Annotated in this window: 18 protein-coding genes and 2 tRNA genes; 13 read left to right on the forward strand and 7 right to left on the reverse strand. The window is 70.0% G+C overall.

Translation table 11 applies throughout. The features are described from left to right. Positions 1-189 precede the first annotated feature (189 nt). Complete coding sequence (pheA, locus tag BW982_RS12255; RefSeq protein ID WP_076493527.1) at positions 190-1,152, forward strand: prephenate dehydratase; 963 nt, start codon at positions 190-192, stop codon at positions 1,150-1,152. Between the two features lie 9 nt (positions 1,153-1,161). On the opposite strand, the gene BW982_RS12260 is transcribed toward pheA, so the two are convergent. Next, the gene (locus BW982_RS12260) at positions 1,162-2,220 is read right to left on the reverse strand and encodes an LLM class flavin-dependent oxidoreductase (RefSeq protein ID WP_076493529.1); all 1,059 of its coding nucleotides are present in this window, start codon (positions 2,218-2,220) and stop codon (positions 1,162-1,164) included. Positions 2,221-2,315: 95 nt separating this feature from the next. Here BW982_RS12260 and BW982_RS12265 point away from each other — a divergent pair, with 95 nt between their 5' ends. Next, a complete protein-coding gene (locus BW982_RS12265) occupies positions 2,316-2,594 on the forward strand; it encodes a hypothetical protein (RefSeq protein ID WP_076493531.1) in 279 nt (92 codons plus the stop codon). A 123-nt stretch (positions 2,595-2,717) separates the two neighbouring features. Next, positions 2,718-3,143 (forward strand): Asp23/Gls24 family envelope stress response protein, encoded by a 426-nt coding sequence (locus BW982_RS12270; RefSeq protein WP_076493533.1) that lies wholly within the window; start codon positions 2,718-2,720, stop codon positions 3,141-3,143. 63 nt (positions 3,144-3,206) lie between these two features. Here the strand turns inward: BW982_RS12270 and BW982_RS12275 are convergent, their stop codons facing one another. From BW982_RS12275 to BW982_RS12285, 3 genes are all read right to left on the reverse strand, one after another. Further along, entirely contained in the window at positions 3,207-3,998 is a 792-nt protein-coding gene (locus BW982_RS12275) for a nucleotidyltransferase domain-containing protein (RefSeq protein ID WP_076493536.1), read from the reverse strand. 23 nt (positions 3,999-4,021) lie between these two features. After that, positions 4,022-5,392: a cryptochrome/photolyase family protein gene (locus BW982_RS12280; RefSeq protein WP_076493539.1), complete on the reverse strand. Its 1,371-nt coding sequence runs from the start codon at positions 5,390-5,392 to the stop codon at positions 4,022-4,024. Positions 5,393-5,598: 206 nt separating this feature from the next. Continuing rightward, the gene (locus BW982_RS12285; RefSeq protein ID WP_083696684.1) at positions 5,599-6,879 is read right to left on the reverse strand and encodes a diacylglycerol/lipid kinase family protein; all 1,281 of its coding nucleotides are present in this window, start codon (positions 6,877-6,879) and stop codon (positions 5,599-5,601) included. 127 nt (positions 6,880-7,006) lie between these two features. Here BW982_RS12285 and BW982_RS12290 point away from each other — a divergent pair, with 127 nt between their 5' ends. From BW982_RS12290 to BW982_RS12310, 5 genes are all read left to right on the forward strand, one after another. Further along, positions 7,007-8,158, forward strand: a complete 1,152-nt coding sequence (locus BW982_RS12290; RefSeq protein WP_076493541.1) for a hypothetical protein — start codon at positions 7,007-7,009, stop codon at positions 8,156-8,158. Positions 8,159-8,198: 40 nt separating this feature from the next. Further along, a complete protein-coding gene (gene serS / locus BW982_RS12295) occupies positions 8,199-9,467 on the forward strand; it encodes a serine--tRNA ligase (RefSeq protein WP_076493543.1) in 1,269 nt (422 codons plus the stop codon). Next, entirely contained in the window at positions 9,464-10,363 is a 900-nt protein-coding gene (locus BW982_RS12300) for an HAD family hydrolase (RefSeq protein WP_254845584.1), read from the forward strand. Before serS ends, BW982_RS12300 begins: the two co-directional genes overlap by 4 nt. A 259-nt stretch (positions 10,364-10,622) precedes the next feature. Continuing rightward, complete coding sequence (locus BW982_RS12305) at positions 10,623-11,309, forward strand: cohesin domain-containing protein (RefSeq protein ID WP_076493545.1); 687 nt, start codon at positions 10,623-10,625, stop codon at positions 11,307-11,309. 41 nt (positions 11,310-11,350) lie between these two features. Beyond that, positions 11,351-13,171 (forward strand): amidase family protein, encoded by a 1,821-nt coding sequence (locus BW982_RS12310; RefSeq protein WP_076493548.1) that lies wholly within the window; start codon positions 11,351-11,353, stop codon positions 13,169-13,171. Positions 13,172-13,321: 150 nt separating this feature from the next. On the opposite strand, the gene BW982_RS12315 is transcribed toward BW982_RS12310, so the two are convergent. Next, positions 13,322-15,148 (reverse strand): DUF4012 domain-containing protein, encoded by a 1,827-nt coding sequence (locus tag BW982_RS12315; RefSeq protein ID WP_139327428.1) that lies wholly within the window; start codon positions 15,146-15,148, stop codon positions 13,322-13,324. A gap of 372 nt (positions 15,149-15,520) precedes the next feature. On the opposite strand from BW982_RS12315, the gene BW982_RS12320 reads away from it, so the two are divergent. Beyond that, positions 15,521-15,608 (forward strand) — tRNA-Ser (locus BW982_RS12320). A 64-nt stretch (positions 15,609-15,672) separates the two neighbouring features. On the opposite strand, the gene BW982_RS12325 is transcribed toward BW982_RS12320, so the two are convergent. After that, a complete protein-coding gene (locus BW982_RS12325; protein ID WP_139327429.1) occupies positions 15,673-16,854 on the reverse strand; it encodes an ATP-binding protein in 1,182 nt (393 codons plus the stop codon). Positions 16,855-16,975: 121 nt separating this feature from the next. After that, entirely contained in the window at positions 16,976-17,356 is a 381-nt protein-coding gene (locus BW982_RS12330; protein ID WP_076493556.1) for a VOC family protein, read from the reverse strand. Positions 17,357-17,427: 71 nt separating this feature from the next. On the opposite strand from BW982_RS12330, the gene BW982_RS12335 reads away from it, so the two are divergent. The 4 genes from BW982_RS12335 to BW982_RS12350 all read left to right on the forward strand — a co-directional run bounded on the left by BW982_RS12335 (position 17,428) and on the right by BW982_RS12350 (position 20,205). Further along, positions 17,428-17,865 carry a VOC family protein gene (locus BW982_RS12335; protein WP_076493558.1) on the forward strand — a complete coding sequence of 146 codons (438 nt, stop codon included), beginning with the start codon at positions 17,428-17,430 and terminating at the stop codon, positions 17,863-17,865. Further along, positions 17,865-18,581, forward strand: a complete 717-nt coding sequence (locus BW982_RS12340; protein WP_076493561.1) for a winged helix-turn-helix transcriptional regulator — start codon at positions 17,865-17,867, stop codon at positions 18,579-18,581. Before BW982_RS12335 ends, BW982_RS12340 begins: the two co-directional genes overlap by 1 nt. Positions 18,582-18,732: 151 nt before the next feature. Further along, entirely contained in the window at positions 18,733-20,019 is a 1,287-nt protein-coding gene (locus BW982_RS12345) for an LCP family protein (protein ID WP_076493563.1), read from the forward strand. A gap of 94 nt (positions 20,020-20,113) precedes the next feature. Further along, a tRNA-Ser gene (locus BW982_RS12350) sits at positions 20,114-20,205 on the forward strand. Positions 20,206-20,294: the final 89 nt, after the last annotated feature.

A 20,294-nucleotide genomic window follows, 5' to 3' on the forward strand; every position in this document is an offset into this window, starting at 1 on the left:
TCGCGGGTTGCTGAGGCACGCGGCGGTGGATCACCCACCTCGGGCAGGCGGGTATCGCTCATCGTGCCAATACCCCGGCGGTCCATGCGGCCGCATCGACCCCCTATTCCGGTGGTTCTCTTCACCCCCGAAATCGTCCGGTCCCCAGGTCGATCTCGTCCGTATCGCCGGGAGGACTAGGCTGAGCCGGTGCTGCCCGACACCGACACCGTGCCCGCCCGCCGTACCTACAGCTACCTGGGGCCTGCCGGAACGTTCACCGAGGCGGCACTGGCGCAGGTGCCCGAGGCCCGCGACCAGGTCTGGCGCCCCGTCCGCAACGTCGCCGAGGCGCTCGCCGACGTCATCGAAGGCCGATCGGATGCCGCGATGATCGCGATCGAGAACTCGGTGGACGGCGGTGTCTCCACGACGCAGGACGCCCTCGCGACCGTGCCGGGACTGCGGATCGTGGGCGAGTACCTGGTGCCGGTGAACTTCGTGCTCGTCGGTCGCCGCGGGGCGACCCTCGCCGACGTCTCGCTCGTCGCGGCCCACCCCGTCGCCTACGGACAGTGCCTCGGCTGGCTGCGCGACCACCTCCCCGCGCACGCGCACCTGCCGGCCTCGAGCAATGTCGCGAGCGCCCTCGGCGTCCTCGACGGCTCGAGCGGAGCGGATGCCGCGATCGCGGCGCCCGGTATCGTCGCGCATCATGAGGTCGAGGTGCTCGCGGAGGAGATCGGCGACAACCCGAACGCGGTGACCCGCTTCGTCCTCGTCAGCCGGACCGTCGCTCCCGCGCCCCCGACCGGCGCCGACAAGACCTCGCTCATCGTCGAACTGCCCGAGGATCACCCCGGTGCGCTGCTGGAACTGCTCGAGCAGTTCGCGACCCGGGGCATCAACCTGAGCCTGCTGGCATCCCGTCCCATCGGCGACGCGCTCGGCCGGTACCGGTTCGTGATCGACGCCGACGGGCACGTGCAGGACGAACGGATGGCCGACGCGCTGCTGGGCCTGCGGCGTTTCAGCCCCAAGGTGATCTTCCTCGGGTCGTACGCGCGCGCCGACCGGGCGATCGTGCGCTACCCGCAGCGGTATTCCGACGACGTCTTCGTCGAGGCGCGCGACTGGCTGCGAGGCCTGCTCAGCGGCGAGCCCGACGCGTAACCCGGGTCGTCAGGCCGCGACGGCGGCGCTCTCCGCCACCAGCTCCAACGTCTGCGCGCGTCCGCCCGCGGCGTCCAGCGCTTCGCCGTCGTACGCGCCCGCGACGGGAGAGAGCATGATCTCGTCGACGTCGTACCGGGCCGCGAACTCGGCCAGCTGTGCGCGCACATCGTCGCCGGTGCCGACGAACCACTTCTGGCGGCTGGATGCCATCAGCGACTGCGCCATCGCATCGAACGGGTCGGCCTTCGCCTGCTCGACCGTCTCGAGCGGCACGAGCGGGCGGTTGGTCCGCAGACGCGCCATCATCCGCAGCTGCGGCAGCGCGCGCTCCTCGGCCTCCTCGGCGGTGGGGGCGGCGACGACGTTCGCCGTGACGAACGTCCGCGGGCCGTCGCCGGACTCGTTCGGCTGGAACTGGTCGCGGTACAGACGCAGCGCGTGCTCGAGGCCCTCGCCGGCGAAGTGGTTGGCGAAGACGTAGGGGAGCCCGTACGACGCGGCCAGTTGCGCCGAGTAGTCGCTCGAACCGAGCAGCCACACCTGCGGCATCCCGGATGCCAGCGGTGTCGCCTTCACCTGGTACTCGGTGCCGGAGGTGAATCGCACCGTCGCGCCCTCGGGCGAGGTGAGCGCGAGGATGTCGGTCACGTGATCGGGGAAGCGCGACACGTCGCTCGTGGCGCCCGACCGGTGCAGCAGCTGCGTGATCACGGGGTCGCTGCCCGGGGCCCGCCCGATACCCAGGTCGATGCGGCCCGGGGCGAGGGCCTCGAGGGCGGCGAACTGCTCGGCCACGATGAGGGGCGAGTGGTTGGGCAGCATCACCCCGCCCGACCCGACGCGGATGCGGGCGGTGCGCGCGGCGGCCGCGGCGATCAGGACCGGCGGTGCGGTCGAGGCGACCGCCGGCATGTTGTGGTGCTCGGCGAACCAGTAGCGGCGGTAGCCGAGACGGTCGGCACGTTCGACCAGATCGAGAGATGCGGCGACGGCCTGCGCGCTGGTTTGGCCCGCGCGCACGGGCACGAGGTCGAGAACGGAGAGGGAGGGGATCGCGACGTTCACCCCGGAGACAACCCGGCGGCGGCCGGGGGTATTCCGGTGGCGGGGATACCGCAACCCCCTCGGCGGGGGGAACCGACCGACCTACCGTCGCCCGCATGAACGGGGGCAAGACCATGATCCGCACACAGATGGCCGTCGACGACGCGGTCTTCGCGTTGGCGCAGGGACAGGACATCGAGACGCTCAAGGCGAGGATCGAGAGCGCCGTCGACCGCGGCGGTCGGTTCGAGTCGTTCGTCGTCGTGGGCGACAGGGAGGTGAGCGTGCTGTTCTCGCCGCACACGTCCGTGGTGTTCTCGGTCGAGACCGTCGCCGTCGACGAGCGTGACGACGGCACCGCCGACCTCCCATACGGCGGTTTCTTCGACGAGTGACGCCGGCGCCCCCGGACGCTCAGGGTTCTCTCAGCCGATCCGCCGTGACGAACCCCCGCCCGAGCGCGTCTCCACTGTGACTTCGCGGAACACAGGGTTCCGCACTCACGGAAGGAAAGCGCAATGGCTGAGAACACCACCGCCACCACCCCCGCCACGGCCACGAAGAACGGCGGCTCGACCGTCATCGTGGATGCCGTCGTCGCCAAGGTCGCCGGTATCGCCGCGGCCGAGGTCCCCGGTGTCCACGCCCTCGGCGGCGGTGCGGCTCGCGTCATCGGCAACATCCGTCAGGCCGTCGGTGCGAAGGACTACGCCCAGGGCGTGAGCGTCGAGGTGGGCGAGACCGAGGTCGCCGCCGACATCGCGATCCAGGTCGACTACCCCGAGCAGCTGCAGCGCGTGGCCTCGAACGTCCGTGCCGCCGTGCACCAGGCGATCACCGAGCTCGTCGGCATGAAGGTCGCCGAGATCAACGTGACCGTGGTCGACGTCTTCATCCCGGGCGACGACGACGAGGACGAGGTCGCCGAGACCCGCGTCAACTGACGACTCCGTGGAAAGGGGCGTCGGCTTCGGCCGGCGCCCCTTTCGCGTGCCCGCCGGGCGGCGTCAGCGCATCGCGAGTTCGGCGCGGAAGTAGTCGTCGGCCACCCGACGGACCTCGACCGGGTCCTTCTCGGGCGGTGCGTCCTCGAACCGCCCGGCCCACTCCAACTGCCGGGCGACGAATCGTTCCAGGACGTCGGGCGGCGAACCGGCGCCCAACTCCCGGGTCCGCGACTTGACCGCGATGAGTTCGTCGGCGGCGCGGCGCACCGCGTCGTCCACGTCGCCCTCGGCGAGCAGACGCGGAAGGTCCATCGGAGGGAGCACCGCGCCGGGATGCGATTCCAGCCATCGGAGGGCCGCCGCCGGGCGCAGAACGTAGAAGAACCGCTTCAGGGTCGCGGTGCCCGTCTTCTGCCGGCGCGCGACGTGCAGATAGTGGCGTCCGACAGCGGCTCGCTCCGCCGTGGCGTCCGCCAGGGCGAGCAGCCGGTCGCGGAAGGCGGCATCGCCGGTATAGACGATGGGAGAGCGCAGCCACTCGATCGCCGTGGCGTTGCCTTTGACGAGGAGGCGGACGGTCTTGGCGAGATCCCATCCGTTGACGTCGTAGATTTCGTCGAGCGGAGTTTCGATGACCTCGCGCGTCGGCCACAGCGACAGGTACGACTCCGGGCTCCGGACGAACACGAACCGGCAGTCGTAGTCGCTGTCGGGCGAAGGGAAACCCCAGGCCCGGCTTCCGCTCTCGATCGCCCAGGGGATGCGCACGTCGTGCGCGGTCGACACCGAGACGAGCCGGCGGTCGATTTCGTCGACGATCAGCGGATCGAGGGACGGCGGAACGGCGCGCATCGCACGACGATACCCCGGAGGGCTCAGCCGCCGTGCCGCACCTTGTCGTACGCGTCGAGCGCTCGCTGACGCGTCTGCTTCAGGTCGACCATCGGCGTCGGCGCCCCGCCGTCGAGGTGCTCGGGCGCCCACTGCCGGATGTACTCGTCGTGCGGGTCGAACTTCTCGCGCTGCGTCTCCGGGTTGAACACGCGGAAGTAGGGAGCGGCATCCGCCCCCGATCCCGCGACCCACTGCCAATTGAACGGGTTGCTCGCGGCATCCGCGTCGACGAGGCAGTCCCAGAACCACTGTTCGCCGTGGCGCCAGTCGATGAGGAGGTTCTTGGTGAGGAAGGATGCCGTGACCATGCGCACGCGGTTGTGCATGACCCCGGTGTGCCAGAGCTGCTTCATCCCGGCATCCACGACCGCGATCCCGGTCTCCCCGCGCTGCCAGGTCTCCAGGTGCGCACGGTTCAGCCGCGGCCAGGGGAATGCGTCGTACTGCGCGCGCCAGTTCTTCGTCGCGAGATCGGGGGAGTGGAACAGGATGTGCCACGCGAACTCGCGCCAGACGACCTCGGACAGGAAGCCGGTGGCCGATTCGGCGTGCTTCCCGGAGCCCCGGTGCTCGAGCGTGGCGTGCCACACCTGGTAGGGGCTGATCTCGCCCCAGCGCAGTCGCGGCGACAGGTTCGAGGTGGCGCCGCCCGCGAACGCGTCACGCGAGAACGCGTAGTCGCCGAGGTCGTCGTCGAGGAACTCCCGCAGGCGCGCGAGGGCGGCGGGCTCGCCCGGCTCCCACGTCTCTCGCAGGCCCCCGGCCCAGTCCGGCTTCGTGGGCAGCAGGTTCCACGTGTCCAGGTCGTCCGAGGCGGGCGCCTTGGACGGGCCCGGGATCTTCCGCGCCTCGGGCAGCGGTGCGCGGGGCGACGGCATCTTCTCCACCGCCCGACGGAACGGCGTGTAGACGCCGTACGGCTTGTCCGCGCCCGTGCGCACGGTCCAGGGTTCGAACAGCAGGTTCGCCGCGAACGAGGCGACCGTCACGTCGTCGCCGCGCAGCTTCTCCTTGATCCCCGCGTCGGTCTCGCGCTCGGCCCCGCCATAGCGCCGGTTCCAGAACACCGCCCCTGCCCCGGTCTCCTCGACCACGGCGGGCACGACGTCGGCCGCGCGTCCCCGGCGCAGCACGAGGCTGGATCCCCGCTTCTCGAGGCGCTCGGCGACGGATGCCAGCGAGTGGTGCAGCCACCATCGCGCCGCCCCGCCGATCGGGCGCACGCCGTCGGACTCCTCGTCCAGCACGTACAGCGCGATCACCGGCTCCCCGCGGTCGAGCGCCGCGCGCAGCGCCGGGTGATCGGTCAGTCGCAGGTCGTCACGGAACCAGACGAGGGACGGAGAAGCCATGCAGCGACGCTATCCAGCCTGCGGTTCGCGCTGCCGGGCTTGACAGTCCCGCGCGCGCCTCTCGTCCCGTCGTGCCCCGCGCTCGGGTGCCCGGGCCGCCAGATCACGCGAAGTGGCCGAGATCACCCGACGTGACGCGCACCGTCGGGTGACCTCGGCCAGATCACGTGATCTGGATGCCAGACGGGCACAGCACCGACGCGCGACTACAGCGTGGACGTGTCGTGGCCGGCGGGGAGGTTCACCTGCAGGCCGCCCTCGATCACGCGGGCGTAGATGCGCGTCGCCTCGCCGAACTCGTCGCCGTCCAGCTCGATCGGCTGCGCGGGGGCCGTGGCCAGCTCGATGCCGGTGCCGCGCAGGTAGCGCACCGACGAGTCGCGGCGGCGCTCGAGCACCCGGCGCCCGGCACGGAACCGACGCAGCACCGAGTTGTCCCACCAGATCTTGCGCCAGACGCCCAGCCACCCGAGCGGACCCGTCGGCTGGATGACGGCGACGTCCAGGATGCCGTCGGCGATCGACGCGTCCGGGATCAGCGCGACGCCGCCGGGCAGCGCGCCGCAGTTGGCGAAGAGCACGCTCTGCACCTTGGCGGAGTGGAGGCGGTGCCCGTGCCCGTCCTGCTGGTACATGACGCGGAACGGTTTGGCGTTCACCAGGGAACGCGCGGCCCCGTCGACGTACGCCACCCAGCCCACGGACTTCTTCAGCTCGGGGCGGGTGTTCTGGATCATCGCGGCATCCAGGCCCATTCCGGCCATCACGACGAAGCCGTGCTCCTCGACGGTCCCGTCGGCGCGGCGGATCCGGGCGATCCCGGTGTCGGTCGCGTGCACCTTCCCGTCGAAGGTGGCGCGGATCATCGCGTCGGCGTCGTCGAGCGGCAGGTTGAGGTTGCGGGCGAGGAGGTTGCCGGTGCCGCTGGGGACGATCGTCAACGGGATGCCGGTCGAGGTCAGGGCCTCGGCGACGGCACGGACGGTGCCGTCGCCGCCGGCGACGAGCACGGCATCCACATCCTCTTTGAGGGCGGCGCGGGTCGCGAGGTCGCCGAGATCGTCGACGGTCGTCTCGTAGAACAGGGGTTCGGCCCAGCCGGCCTCGGCGGAGAGCTCGCTCACGCGGGGGCGCAGGACCTCGGGGTCGACCTTCGTGGGGTTGTAGACGAGTGCCGCGCGCTTCTTGTCGGTGGGCTCGGCATCCATCGGGGCGTCGTCGCCGTCGGGGGTGACGCGCACCGCCTCGCCGGAGGTGCCGTCGGACGTGTCGGAATCGACGTCCCCGGGCTCATGGATGACGTCGTCGGGCTCGGCCGCATCCTTCGGATCGGGGTCGTCCACCGCGACCGTGTCCGGCTCGTCCTCCGCGCGAAGGCTCGCCGCGTGGAAGTCCTCGCCCGAGCCCTCCGATGCCGCCCGGTCCTTCTCGGCCTCGGGGGAGAGGGGGGCGTCCGCGTCGTCGTGCGGTTCTTGAGGGTCGGCCATGGCATCCACCATAGGACCGCCCGCGCGCGCTTCCGTTCCCGCGGACGGGGGTTGACCGGGAGGCTACGGCGGGCATTGTTCAGGATGCCGCCCTCCGCCGTTCTCCGCGGGCGTCTAGCGTGCGCCCATGACCCTGTTCGAGCAGCCGCCGCAGCGGTCGCGGCGGCCCGCCGAAGAGGAGCCGTTCGCCTCCCTCGCCCGGTCGCGCCGTCGCCGTCGGACCTTGGTGGTGTCGGGCGTCGTCACCGTGGTGCTGCTCGTGTCCACCGTCGCGGTGTTCGGCAGCGGCGCAGACCGTGCGCTGGTCGCCCAGGTCGGGGAATGGATGGGGCCGAGGGCCCTCGCCGCCGACATCTCGGCGGTCGCCGATCACGCATTCCTGACGGGCGAGGGGCGCGAACTGCTCACGCTCGTGGGTGCGACGTCGGCGCGGGGGCGTGAGCTGCAGCGCTCCTGCGGCGTGACCGACACCGCCGACGATCACGCGGTCGCCGGGTGCTACGGCCTCGCCGGCATCCTCGTCTTCGTTCCGACGGATCCGCGCGTGGCCGATGCCGCGGTCACGACCCTCGCGCACGAACTCCTGCACGCGGCGTTCGACCGGCTCGGCTCGGGCGAGGTGTGGCACGTGCGCGATCTGCTGCACGATGCGATCGACCGGGTCGACGCCGATGACCCGGTCCGTCAGCAGATCGACTGGTCCGTCGGCGATCACGAGGAGAACCGCGACACCGAGCTCTTCGCCTACCTGGGCTCGCAGGTGTGGCCGGAAGGCGGTTTCGCCCCCGAGCTCGAGGCGGTGTACGCACGCTACTTCACCGATCGTGCCGCGCTCGTCGAGGTGCACGATCGCGTGACCGCGGCTGTCGACGGGCTGATCTCCGACTACGAGCGGGCCGATGCGGAACTCCGGCAGGCGGTGACGGATGCCGCGACTCGACGCGCGCAGCTCGACGCCGACCGTGAGGTGTACGAGCGCGACCGCCTGCTCTACCAACAGGACGCCGACCGGTACAACTCCCTCGCCCCCGCAGATCGGGCGCAGTGGGGACAGGACTGGACGGGGGCTGACGGCGTGCGGCGCAGCGGGACGTGGCAGGAGGCGCTCGCCGGGCGCCTCGCCGACCTCGACGCGCGCCACGCCGACCTCGATTCGCGTGTCGCCACCGTCGAGGCCGCGGACGCCGACGCTGCTGCACGCCGCGCGGCGATCGACGGGCAGTACGCCGACGTGCTCGCGGTGACGAAGGCGCTCGACCCCGCGAGCGCCGGGTCGTGACGCGGGAATGCGGGAGCGGAGCCGACCGTAGGATGGACGCGTGATCGACCTGACTCTGCTGCGTGAAGATCCCGAACTGGTGAAGCGCTCCCAGATCGCGCGCGGGGAGTCGCCGGACTCCGTGGATGCCGCGATCGAGGCGGATCGCGCGCGTCGCGCCGCGATCACGGCTTTCGAGGAGCTGCGTGCGGCGCAGAACGCGCACGGCAAGAAGGTCGCGCAGGCGCCCAAGGAGGAGAAGGCCGCGCTGGTGGCCGAGGCCAAGGAGCTCAGCGAGAAGGTCAAGTCCGCGCAGCACGCGGTGACCGCGGCCGAAGAGGCCGCCGAGGCGGCGCTGGGCAAGATCGAGAACATCGTCATCGAGGGCGTGCCGGCCGGTGGCGAGGAGAACTTTGTCACCCTGCGCACGCACGGTGACGTCCCGACGTTCGACTTCGAGCCGCTCGACCACCTCGCCATCGGCGAGAAGCTCGGCGCGATCGACATGGAGCGCGGCACGAAGGTGTCGGGCAGTCGCTTCTACTTCCTCACCGGCATCGGCGCGCGCCTCGAACTCGCGCTCATGACGCTCGCGCTCGACCGGGCGCTGCAGGCCGGCTTCACCCCGATGATCCCGCCGACGCTCGTGCGGCCCGAGGTCATGCGCGGCACCGGCTTCCTCGGCCAGCACGCCGACGAGGTCTACCACCTGCCCAAGGAAGACCTCTACCTCGTCGGCACGAGCGAGGTGCCTCTGGCCGGGTACCACATGGACGAGATCCTCGACCTCGAGCGCGGGGCGAAGCGCTACGCCGGCTGGTCGACCTGCTACCGCAGCGAGGCCGGGTCCTATGGGAAAGACACCCGCGGCATCATCCGTGTGCACCAGTTCAACAAGCTCGAGATGTTCGTCTACACCGACCCGGCGGATGCCGAGGCCGAGCACGACCGTCTCGTCGCGATGCAGGAGGGCATGCTGCAAGACCTGGGGCTCGCGTACCGCGTCATCGACGTCGCCGCCGGCGACCTCGGATCCAGCGCCGCGCGCAAGTTCGACATCGAGGCGTGGGTCCCCACGCAGGATGCCTACCGCGAGCTGACGAGTACCTCGAACTGCACCACCTACCAGGCGCGTCGCCTCGAGACGCGCTTCCGCCCGGCCGATGGCGGCAAGACGCAGCCCGTCGCGACGCTGAACGGCACGCTCGCCACCACCCGATGGATCGTCGCGCTGCTGGAGACCCACCAGCGCGCCGACGGCTCGGTGACGATCCCCGAGGTGCTCCGGCCGTACCTCGGCGGGCTCGAGGTCATGGAGCCGATCGCGTGACCGACGAGGCCGCCCTTCCCCGGATCGGAGACGTCGACACGTCGCCGCAGGACGAGGCGGCCGAGGTCGTCGTCGACGTCGCCCGCACGGCCCCGGTCGGGCGCATGCTCATCGCGCTCGACATCGACGGCACCGTCCTCCTCGAGGACGAGTCGCTCAGCCCCGGAGTCGTGGATGCCGTGCGCCACGCGCAGGACGCCGGGCATGAGGTCATGCTCGCCACCGGGCGCAGCTGGGACAGCACCCACACGGTCATGGGACGCCTCGGCATCCACCCCGAATATGCGGTGTGCTCGAACGGGGCCATCGTCATGCGGCGGATCGGTGGACCGGATGCCACCGACTACGAGCGCGCGCACGTCGAGACGTTCGACCCGACCGAGGTCCTGACGCTGCTGGGTGAGCATCTGCACGATGCGCACTTCCTCGTGGAGCTGCCCGACGGGCAGCGGCTGTTCACCGACTACCTCGACGACTGGAACCTGCAGGGCGCGAACAAGGTGGCCTTCGCCGAGTTGTCGCACCAGCCGGTGTGCCGCGTGGTCGTGGTCGCTCCCGAGAAGACCGACAAGGACTTCCTCCAGCTCGTCGAGCGCATCGGCCTCACCCAGGTGTCTTACGCGATCGGCTGGACCGCGTGGCTCGACATCGCGCCGCAGGGCGTGAACAAATCCACCTCCCTCGAGCTGGTGCGCGAGTGGCTCGGCATCCCTCCCGAGAACGTGCTCGTGATGGGCGACGGGCGCAACGACATCGAGATGATGCAGTGGGCGGTGTCGCACGGCGGCCGCGCCATCGCGATGCAGCAGGGTCCGGCCGAGGTGCACGCCGCCGCCGGCGAGGTGGGTCTGTCGGTGTCGGACGGCGGCGTCGCCGCGGTGCTCCGCGCGCTGTAGGACGTCTTCGTCAGAGAAGACGGGATGGGTTCACAACGAATCCATACCCGGAGCATCGAACGCTCCCAGCGGCGCGCGATACGAGGGCGAAATCTGGCGCAACTTGTCGGACATGCTGGGCTGAAAGGGTCGGGGCACCCCCGTCGACCGCTCCGGCCACCACCCCGGCTCGCGCGGTCGTCATCGCCCCCTCCCCGAGGAGCTTCGCCACCGCATGTCCGCACGTATCCCCGCATCACCCTCGAGAGCGACACGGCGCGTGAGCGCCGCGATCGCCGCGGTCCTGGCGCTGTTCGCGCCGCTGGCGGCCGCCACCGCCGCGCACGCGTCCGAGCCCGCCGCCACCTTCACGCTCGAGCTTTCCTCTTCCGGCGCCACCGAGGGCGACACCGTCCTCGCCACGGTCTCCGGCACCGACGTGAGCGATCTCTACGCCTACGACCTGGTGTTCACCGTCACCGAGGGCGCGCTCGCGTCCGCCGACGCTCCCGTCGGCCCCGACGGAGGGTTCACCTCGGCCGTGGAGGGTCCCGGCACCCTCACCGTCTCGCACACTCGGCTCGGAACCTCGCCGGGGCTGTCCGGCACCGTCGTCCTGGCCACCGTGCCCCTGCGGGCGATCGGCTCGGGCACGGCCCGCGTCGAGCTCACGTCCGTGCGTCTGGTCTCCTCGACCGGCGACACCGCGGAGCAGACCGACGTGGCATCCGAGACCGTCGAGCTCGCGGCGCTGCCCACGCCGGAGCCGTCCGCGTCGCCGAGCGACTCGGCATCCCCGTCGCCCTCGTCGTCCTCGTCGGCTCTGCCCATCGTGAGCAGCTCGGGCGATCTCGCCACCACCGGCGTCGACGCCACGCCGTGGCTCATCTCCGGTGCCGTCGGTGTCGCTCTCGTCGCGATCGGCGCGGTCCTCGTCGCCCGTCGCCGTCAGGGGGTGCGCGGATGATCGCGCCCGCCTCTTCCTCCCCGACTCGTGAAGGATCGCTCATGACCCCCCTGTCCCGCCGCGCCCTCGCCGTCACCGCGACGTTCGGCGTCGTCGCGGCCGCCGCGTTCACCGCTCCCGCGGCGGTGGCTGCGCCCGCCCCCGCCCCCGCGGCGGCGCCGTTCCTCGCCCCGTATTACACCGAGCTCGACCTGACCGGTGACGCTCAGGTGACCGAGGCTGATCTGGCCCTGCTGGCCGAGAAGATCGGTCAGTCCTCGAGCGACGCCGGGTGGGCGCAGATCTCGGCGCTCGACCTCGACGACGACGGCGCCATCACGGCATCCGACCTGGCGCTTCTGTCGGAGCGCGTCGTCTACGACGACGGTCCGTTCCAGATCGTCGAGGCCGACGCCGTGGCGATGCAGGCCGCGATGAACGCCGGCGTGCTGACCTCGGTCGAGCTGACGCAGCAGTACCTCGACCGCATCGCCGCGTACGACAAGGTCGTGCGCCAGGACGGCGGTCGTCCCCTGAACTCGATCATCACGACCAGTGACGTCGCGCTGAAGGCGGCGGCCGAAGCCGACGCGATCCGCGCCGAGAAGGGCATGACGAGCATGCTGCTCGGCATCCCGATCGCCCTCAAGGACAACTACAACACCGTCGACATGCCCACCACCGCGGGCTGCGGCTGCTGGACGGACAATCAGACGACGACGGATGCCACGATGGTGAAGGGCCTGCGCGCCGACGGCGCGGTCATCGTCGCGAAGGCGTCGATGGACGAGTTCGCCATCAACCTGTCGTCGCAGTGGTCGGCGTTCCAGCCCGCCGGGACGGCGCTCACGGTCTCGAGCCCGTACGACACGAACCAGACCTCCGGCGGTTCCAGCGGCGGTACGGGTGCGGCGATCGCGGCGAACCTCGCCGGCATCGGCTTCGGGACGGACACCGGCGGGTCGATCCGCATCCCTTCGACGTACAACCAGCTCGTGGGTGTGCGCCCCACCGTGGGTCTGGCCAGCCGCGACGGCATCGTGCCGCTCGCGCTCTCGCAGGACACGGGTGGCCCGATCGCGCGGTCCGTCCTGGACGCGGCCGTCGCCCTCGACGCCGTCGTCGGCGAGGACTCCGGTGACCCCGTCACGGCCCGCTCGGCCGGGAAGATCCCGGAGAGCTACACCGCCTACCTCGACGGTGAGTCCCTGCAGGGGAAGAAGATCGGCTACATCGCCTCGATGCTCGGAACCAACCCCATCACGCAGCGGTTGTTCGCCGAGGCCCGGGCGACCTTCGAGGCTCAGGGCGCCACGCTCGTCGAGGTCGCCGCTCCCGACGGATTCGCGGCGATCGTGGGTGAGGGCAGCGGCAGCGGGCCCGAGTTCGGACACGACCTGCAGAACTACATCGACGCCTACCTCGATCCCGCGGTGACCACCCGGAGCCTCCTCGCGATCTCGCAGTCGCCGAACATCGTCCCGGGGCGGGCGACCAACCCCTACGGCACTCGCGCCGCGGTCACCGAAGAGGCGTACCAGGCGTGGGCGGGCCCGCAGGGGACCCACACGCTGCAGCTGGCCAAGGGCAAGCAGATCATGACGGCGTTCATGGACGACCAGGGACTGGATGCCGTCGTCTATCCGACGGGCAACCCCTACAGCACGATCGGGACCAACATGCGACTGAGCCCCAACACGGGGCTCCCCGCGGTCACGGTGCCGATGGGACAGGGCATCGCCGGAGAGGCCTCGACGGGAGGGGTGAACCTGGAGTTCCTGGGTCGCGACTTCGCCGAGGGGCCGCTCCTCGGTCTGGCCTACGGCTTCGAGCAGGCGACCCACGCCCGCACGACGCCGGCGAACTACGGCCCGCTGGGCTAGAAGACGACGGCGGCGGTTCCGGGCGGGTGCGCCCGGGGCCGCCGCCGCGCGTCTGCGCAGGTCAGTCCGCGAGAGGGGTGCAGGTGGCGCGACGCCGGGCGGGTACCGCGCGGTGAGATCGCCTCTCGTGGCGCGCGCCCTCTGCGGGGGTCAGCCGATCTTCGACAGCAGGACGTTGTCGGATCCCTCGGGGCTGCGGAACAGCGGGGCGCAGTTCGCGTCGATGCTGACCTTCGTGTCGTTCGCGCCGGGGGTGTGGCGCAGCTCCAGCGGACCGAGGTCTCCGTCCGGCAGCTTCACGGTGTACGAGACGGTGCGTGTGGCCCCCTCGGGCAGCAGCAGCGTCCGGCTCACGGCGGGGTTCGAGTGGTCGGACCCGGAGCGATCGTGGAAAGTCGAATCCCAGCGGTCGCCCTCGTCGGGATCCGTGGAGACGATCTCCCCGCCCGGCGGGGCGAAGAACAGCACGTCGAGCATCATGGTGCGCAGGTCGATCCCGCGTTCGATGTTGCGCAGTCCCAAGGTGTAGCCGCTCGTGATGGCATCCGTGATGCTGTTGTGCAGCTCCATCGACACCGTGATGGTCCGGTCGTCGGCGTTGCACGTCGCCCACTGCGAGTAGGTCAGGTGGTACTCGAGCTTCCCGATCGAGTAGTCGTTGAAGTAGATGCCGAGCTGGGTGGACGAGGTGTTGTCCTCCTGCAGGGTGCCGTCCAGACCGTACTGCTTCGAGAGGGCTTCCAGGCCCGGGTCGTCGAACCAGGCGTAGATGCGCCCCTCCTGGGCGCTGCGGACGACCTGGCTCCACATGGTCCCGACGTCCCACTGGCGCCCGGTCAGCTTGGAGAACATGGCCGCGCTGATCTCGCTGAAGTAGCGGTCCATGGCCCCGTTGTCGATGCCGTACCGCTCGTACGGTTCGCTCATGAGCTTGGAGCCGGCGTTCTGGGCGTCGACGGTCTCGCCCGAGGCGAGGGTGATCGGGCCGGTCGCTTCGAGGAGGTGGGCCAGGACGATCGGATCGATGGAGAACGCACCGTCGAAGGTCGGCTTGTCGGTCCACTCGCGCGTCTTCTGGAACAGTTCGACAGCGGTCGGGAAGTCCGGGGACATGGTGAAGTTCGACGACCAGTTCGTCATCTCGGGCGGGTAGAGCTGCCGCGTCTCGGCGGGGAGGCGGAGGAGCGACCCGTTCACGGTGTCGAAGCCCCGCGACGGCAGATCGACGTACATGAGGTCGGTGCCGGTGTCGAGGCTGAGCATGTCGACGTTGCCGTCGTCCACCTTCAGCACCAGCCATTGAGCGACCCCACCCCCGGTCGCCCGGATCTCGGCCGGCGTCTGGATCATGACCTGGTACAGCATCGGACGCTCGGCGCCTGCGGCACGGAGGATCTCGGGGAGGTGCTGCTCGACCGTCGTCAGGATCGGGGTGGCCTGCTGGATCATCGTTTGGAGCTGGTCGATCGGCGCGGAGATCTGGGGGAGGACGCCCGTGCGGTCCATGCTCGAGGCGATGCGGGATGCCTCATCGAACGACGTCAGCACGGTCGGGATGACCTCGCCGGCGTGGAGGAACGGGCGGAGGTTGATCCCGTTTCCGGTGCTGTCCCCGCCCGACGTGGCCATCATGGTCATCAGCGGGGGGATCGACTGCGACGTGATCGTGTGGGCGATGTCGGTGACGGCGCGTACCGCCAGGACGTTCGTGCGGGCCGCCGGGATCTGCGCCGCGAGATCCCAGAGCGGGTTCTGCGCGGTGTCGTAGGCGCGCTGTGCCCGGGCGACGATGTCGCCGCCGGATCGTTGGATGCCGTCGGTGTCGCCGTTCGCCGCGGCGCGGACGAGCTCCTTCGACTGCGCCAGGGCTCCCTCGAGGTCGTCGCGCACCTGGAGCACCTGCCAGGCGAACGCGCCGGCGGCGACCGCCAGAGTGAGGACGACGACGGTGAGTGGACCGCCGAGGAGAGCCGCCACGACGGTGGCCTTCCGACGCCACCGTTGTGACGCGGTCTCGGCGGCGGCGTGCCGCGCGAACGGTTTCCTCGACGTCGCGGTGTCGGCTCCGCGGAGGCCGCGGGGTGCACGAGCGCTCGTCCGTCTCGTCGCGCCGGTCTCCGCTCGCGTCCCCCAGGTCACCGGCCGATCGTAACGGCACGAGGTGACAGATCCCCGACAGCCCCGTGAACGGCGCCGCGCCCTCGGCGCGTCGATGGCGCAGCCGCGCGGCGGGCGAAGGCCCACGTTCGGGTCGAACGCCCAGGTTCGGGGCGACCGTTCGAGGGGCGCTCGACCGGATCGTGGGCGTTCGCGTGGGGTCGTGCGCGGCTGGGTAGACTCGCACGATCGGGAGGGTTGTCCGAGCGGCCGATGGACCTGGTCTTGAAAACCAGTGGGCAGAGATGTCCCGTGGGTTCGAATCCCACACCCTCCGCCACAAAGGAACGCGGGCCCCACCGGGGTCCGCGTTCCGTCGTTTCTCGTAGGGCGCCCCCGGTGCCCTACGACGGCAGATCGGGAGCGGGATAGGCGCTCCACCCGCCGTCGCCGCGATTGTCGCTCGCTTCCGCCGCGAGTTGCCGGCGGATGTGGGCACCGAGGTACGGCAAGGAGAACTGAACGTAACCGCGCCCGGCGGCGTGGACGTAGCCGCTGTCGAGCAGCCGTTTCTTGTAGACCTGCACGTAGGCGTCCGAGACGCCCATCCGCTTGACGATGTCCGCAACCTTGGTGCGATCGTCGTCCTGGGCCATCGCGTCGAGGAACTTCTGGTCGACGTCGGAGAGGTCGCCGTAGACACGACTGATGACGCGGCTCTCGACAGCCTTGATGGCTCTGTCATGTGCGACGGTGGCGTCGGCGAGGGTGATGGTGGGATCGGCGGAGTTGTTCCGCCACGCGTAATCACCGGCGAGCTGTACGAGGTAGGGGTATCCCTGAGACAGGGAGACGAGCTTGTCGAGTGCCTCCTGCTCGATGGAGCGCCCGCCGAGGCGCGCGGTCTCCACGAACACTCTCCTCGTCTCGGGCGCAGACAGCCGTTCGAACTCGACTTCGCGGGAGCGACGGAGAAAAGTCGTGTGCGCTTCGGCGAGAAGGGCGTCGAGGCTCACCTTCACCCCGGCGAAGACGACCATGACTTGCGCCCCGTCTTCCAAGGCATGAGAGACCTGGAGCGCGAACTTGCTCAGTTCGCGGAGGCGGACCTTGCCTGCCGAGACCTCGTCGACAGTGATGAGAATGCCCGCCGATCCATCGAGCGCGGCGGACAGTGCGACGAGGTCGGTACGCAGTTGCGGCTTCACCGAGCGATGGCGGTCGACGTAGCTGACCTCGGCATTGAATTGCCAGATGCCCAGCTTGCTGAGGCGCGCGCGGTACTCCGGGGCTCGCTCATTGATGAGGGTGGGGATGGTGGAGTCCATGACTCGCCCCATGAGGCCGGCGCTGGCGTCGTCGCTGATGACGAGCCAGCCGGCTTCCCGAGCATCGTCCTGCAACGTGGTGAGGAACGATGTCTTGCCGACGCCGCGCAGGCCGGAGACCAGCACCGAGTGATTCTCCCCGAAATCGAGGGTGTCGAAGACGCGACGGAGTTCGGTGAGCTCTTCCCCGTGACCGCCGAAGATGGCAGGCTTCCTGCCATAGCCCGGGGTAAAAGGGCTCGGTGCGCTCTCAGACATTGGCGCCTCCCGAATCGTATTTATTTTATTCTATTTCTGGACGCCATCAGGCGCGAGCCCCCAAGGGGTGAACGCTCGTCATCAACGGGTGAGCGGGTCGTCGCCGCCGCCGCTCAGCTCCTCACTCCGGAAGCGACGCGCCCGGACGGATCTCCTGCAGCGCCCAGGAGTTGGCATCCGGGTCGGCGAAGAAGGCGTAGCGCACGCCGCCGCCCAGGTCGTGGATGCCGCTCACCTCGAGGCCGCGCGAAGCGAGGGCCGTGCGGGCCGCCTCGAGGTCGTCGACGACCAGGTGGATGTTCGTGACGGGGGCACCGCCTCCGATCCCGGTGCCGAACGCGATGGAGCATGCCGAGCCGGGCGGGGTGAGCTGCACCACCCGCATGCCGTTGCCGGGAGAGACGTCGTGATCCAGCGCGAAGCCCAGGACGTCGCGGTAGAAGGTGATGCTCCGGTCGACGTCGGAGACGGTCAACGGGATCAGTTCGAGGCGCATGCGCATGCGCACAGAGTAGAGCGCCGCGAAATACTTGTTATTGACAAGTGAACTTGTCTTTTGCAAGTATCGCGGGCATGGACACCAGTATCTTCGTCAACATCCCCACCACCGACCTCGAACGCGCCAAGGCCTTCTACACGGCCTTGGGCTGCACGATCAACCCGAACTTCACGGACGACAACGCGGCGTGCGTCGTGTGGAGCGACACGATCTACTTCATGGTCCTCAAGCGCGAGTTCTTCGCGACGTTCACGGACAAGCCGATCGGCGACCCGAACGAGGCGGTCCAGGTCTCGCTGTCGTTCACCCGCGACTCCCGTGAAGACGTCGACGCGATCCTGGCTCTCGGGCTCGCTGCCGGCGGCACCGAGCCGCGCGAGGCGCAGGACTACGGCTTCATGTACTCGCGCGACCTCGACGACCCGGACGGCAACTCGCTTGGGTTCCTCTACATGGACCCGACGGCGGCTGCGGAAGGCCCGGGGGCCTACGAGGAGCAGGCGCAGGCCTAGTGGCCGCCCGCAACTACGGGCAGTACTGCGGCCTGACGACGGCCGTGGAGCTGATCGGCGAGCGATGGGCACTGCTCATCATTCGCGATCTGCTCGTCGGGGCTCGTCGTTACACCGACCTCAAGCAGGGTCTCCCGCGGATCCCCACGAACATCCTCGCGACCCGGCTGCGGGAGCTGCAGGAGTCGGGGGTCGTCCGACGCGTGCCCTACAAGGGCCGAGGGCCGATCTACGAGCTGACCCCGTACGGGCGTGCGCTCGAGCCGATCGTCCTGGCTCTCGGGCGGTGGGGGTTCGCGGCGATGGGGGAGCCAGGTGAGGGCGACGTCATCACGCCCGACTCGTTGACCATGGCGCTGAGGACGGCGTTCCAGCCCGCAGTCGCCGAGGGGATGCCGCCGATGGACTACGAACTCCACGTCGCCGACGTGTCGCTCCGCGTCGAGGTCGCGGGCGATCGCCTCACGGTCATCCCGCTCGCGCCCGCACCGCCCCCGGTCGGCGGACGGCTCCCCGACACCGAGCCCGACCTCGTGTTCGCCGCCGGCCCCGGCATCCGGAACGTCATCGCCGGCTCGCTGACGCCGGGGGATGCCATCGACTCCGGTGTCGTCCACGTCCTGGCGGGCGACGAGTCGTTGCTCGAACGCTTCGCCGCGACGTTCCACATCGACACGCCCGTCGCACCGGGCTCCCGTTCCGAGCTCGGCGCCTGACCCGTCCGGCCCAGCCGCAGCCCCGCGTCCACTCGCCACACCGTTCGTTCACGCACTTTTCAGGTGTCGGTCCTTAAACTCGACCCGACCTGCGCGTTGTCGCGGTCTCGGCGTGCCGCCCCGTGGCATCCGTCCTCCCGAAAGGACCCGAGTGAGCAGAACCACGACCCCGCGCGGGCGCAGGACGATCGCGCGTCATGGGCGCCTGCGCTCCCTCGGCCCGCTGGGACAGTTCTTCCGGGCGCTCGCCGTCGCGATGGCCGTCGTCCTCGTCGCCGGCGCCGGGGTGGCCGCGTACGCCGTGTACGACCTGTCGTCGAGCTTCACCGCCGACGCGGTCGATCTGCCCGACCAGCCTGCGGTCCCGCCGGACATCGGCGAGCTCAAGGGCGGCGTGAACCTGCTCATGGTCGGCACCGACGAGTGCGAGCCCGACTTCGCGCAGTACTTCGGCGACCGTTGCAGCGGGGCGGACTCCGAGGGCAACCTCAACGACGTCAACATGCTCGTGCACATCTCCGACGAGCCCCGCCGCGTCACGGTGATCTCGTTCCCGCGCGACCTGATGGTGCCGATCCCCTCGTGCACCGACGCGGACGGCAACGTCAGCTCGGCGATGTCGAAGCAGCAGATCAACAGTGCCTTCATGTACGGCGGCCTCGGTTGTGTCGTCTCGACGATCTCCGAGCTCAGCGGCCTCCAGATCCCGTTCGCGGCGAAGGTCAGCTTCGGTGGTGTCATCAACATCACGGATGCCATCGGCGGCGTCGACGTCTGCATCGCCAACGGCATCAAGGATCAGTACACCGGTATCGACTGGCCCGCCGGCATGCGCACCATCAAGGGTCTCGATGCGCTGCAGTTCCTGCGCACCCGCCACGGCGTCGGTGACGGCGGCGACCTGGGGCGCATCTCGAACCAGCAGCAGTACATGTCGCGACTGGTCTCGAAGCTTCGCAGCGAAGAGGTGCTGTCGAACCCGGCGACGCTGTACAAGCTCGCATCCACGACGCTGCGCAACGTCGACCCGTCCACCTCGCTCACCAACCCGCTGACGCTCGTGCAGATCGCGATGGCGGTGAAGGACGTTCCGTTCAACGAGATCGTGTTCGTTCAGTACCCGACCTACACCGATCCGTCCGACCCGAACCGTGTCGTCCCCGACCGCGAGGCCGCGGATGCGCTCTGGTCGGCGCTCGCCGCGAACCAGCCGATCCAGCTGTCCGGCAACCTCAGCGACGGCAACGGCGTCGTGGTCGACGAGAACGCCACCCCGGCACCCGCCGCGACGGACGCGGCGGCCCCGACCGACGCGCCGGCCCCGACCGACGGGGCGACGCCCACTCCTGAACCGTCGTCGAGCGTCATCACGCTGCCGTCGGAGATCGCCGGCCAGACCGCCGCGCAGGCCACCTGCTCGAACGGAAACGTCCGCTGAGCCGGAGGCGTGGCATCCCGATCCCCGGATTCGGATGCCACGCCCCGACCGGCTACTATGGTCCGGTGTGCTCGCGCCTCGGCGTCGATCACCTGGAGACGTCGCATAGTCAGGCCTAGTGCACCACCCTGCTAAGGTGGAGTCCCCGTAAGGGGACCGAGGGTTCAAATCCCTCCGTCTCCGCCAAGTAGTTCACGTTGGAACCCCCGGTAAGCGCAAGCTGGCCGGGGGTTTTGTCGTGACTCCCTTGGTCTGGGCCTGGCTTGTCGTTCGCG

The organism is Microbacterium sp. RURRCA19A (assembly GCF_900156455.1).
Lineage (GTDB): Bacteria > Actinomycetota > Actinomycetes > Actinomycetales > Microbacteriaceae > Microbacterium.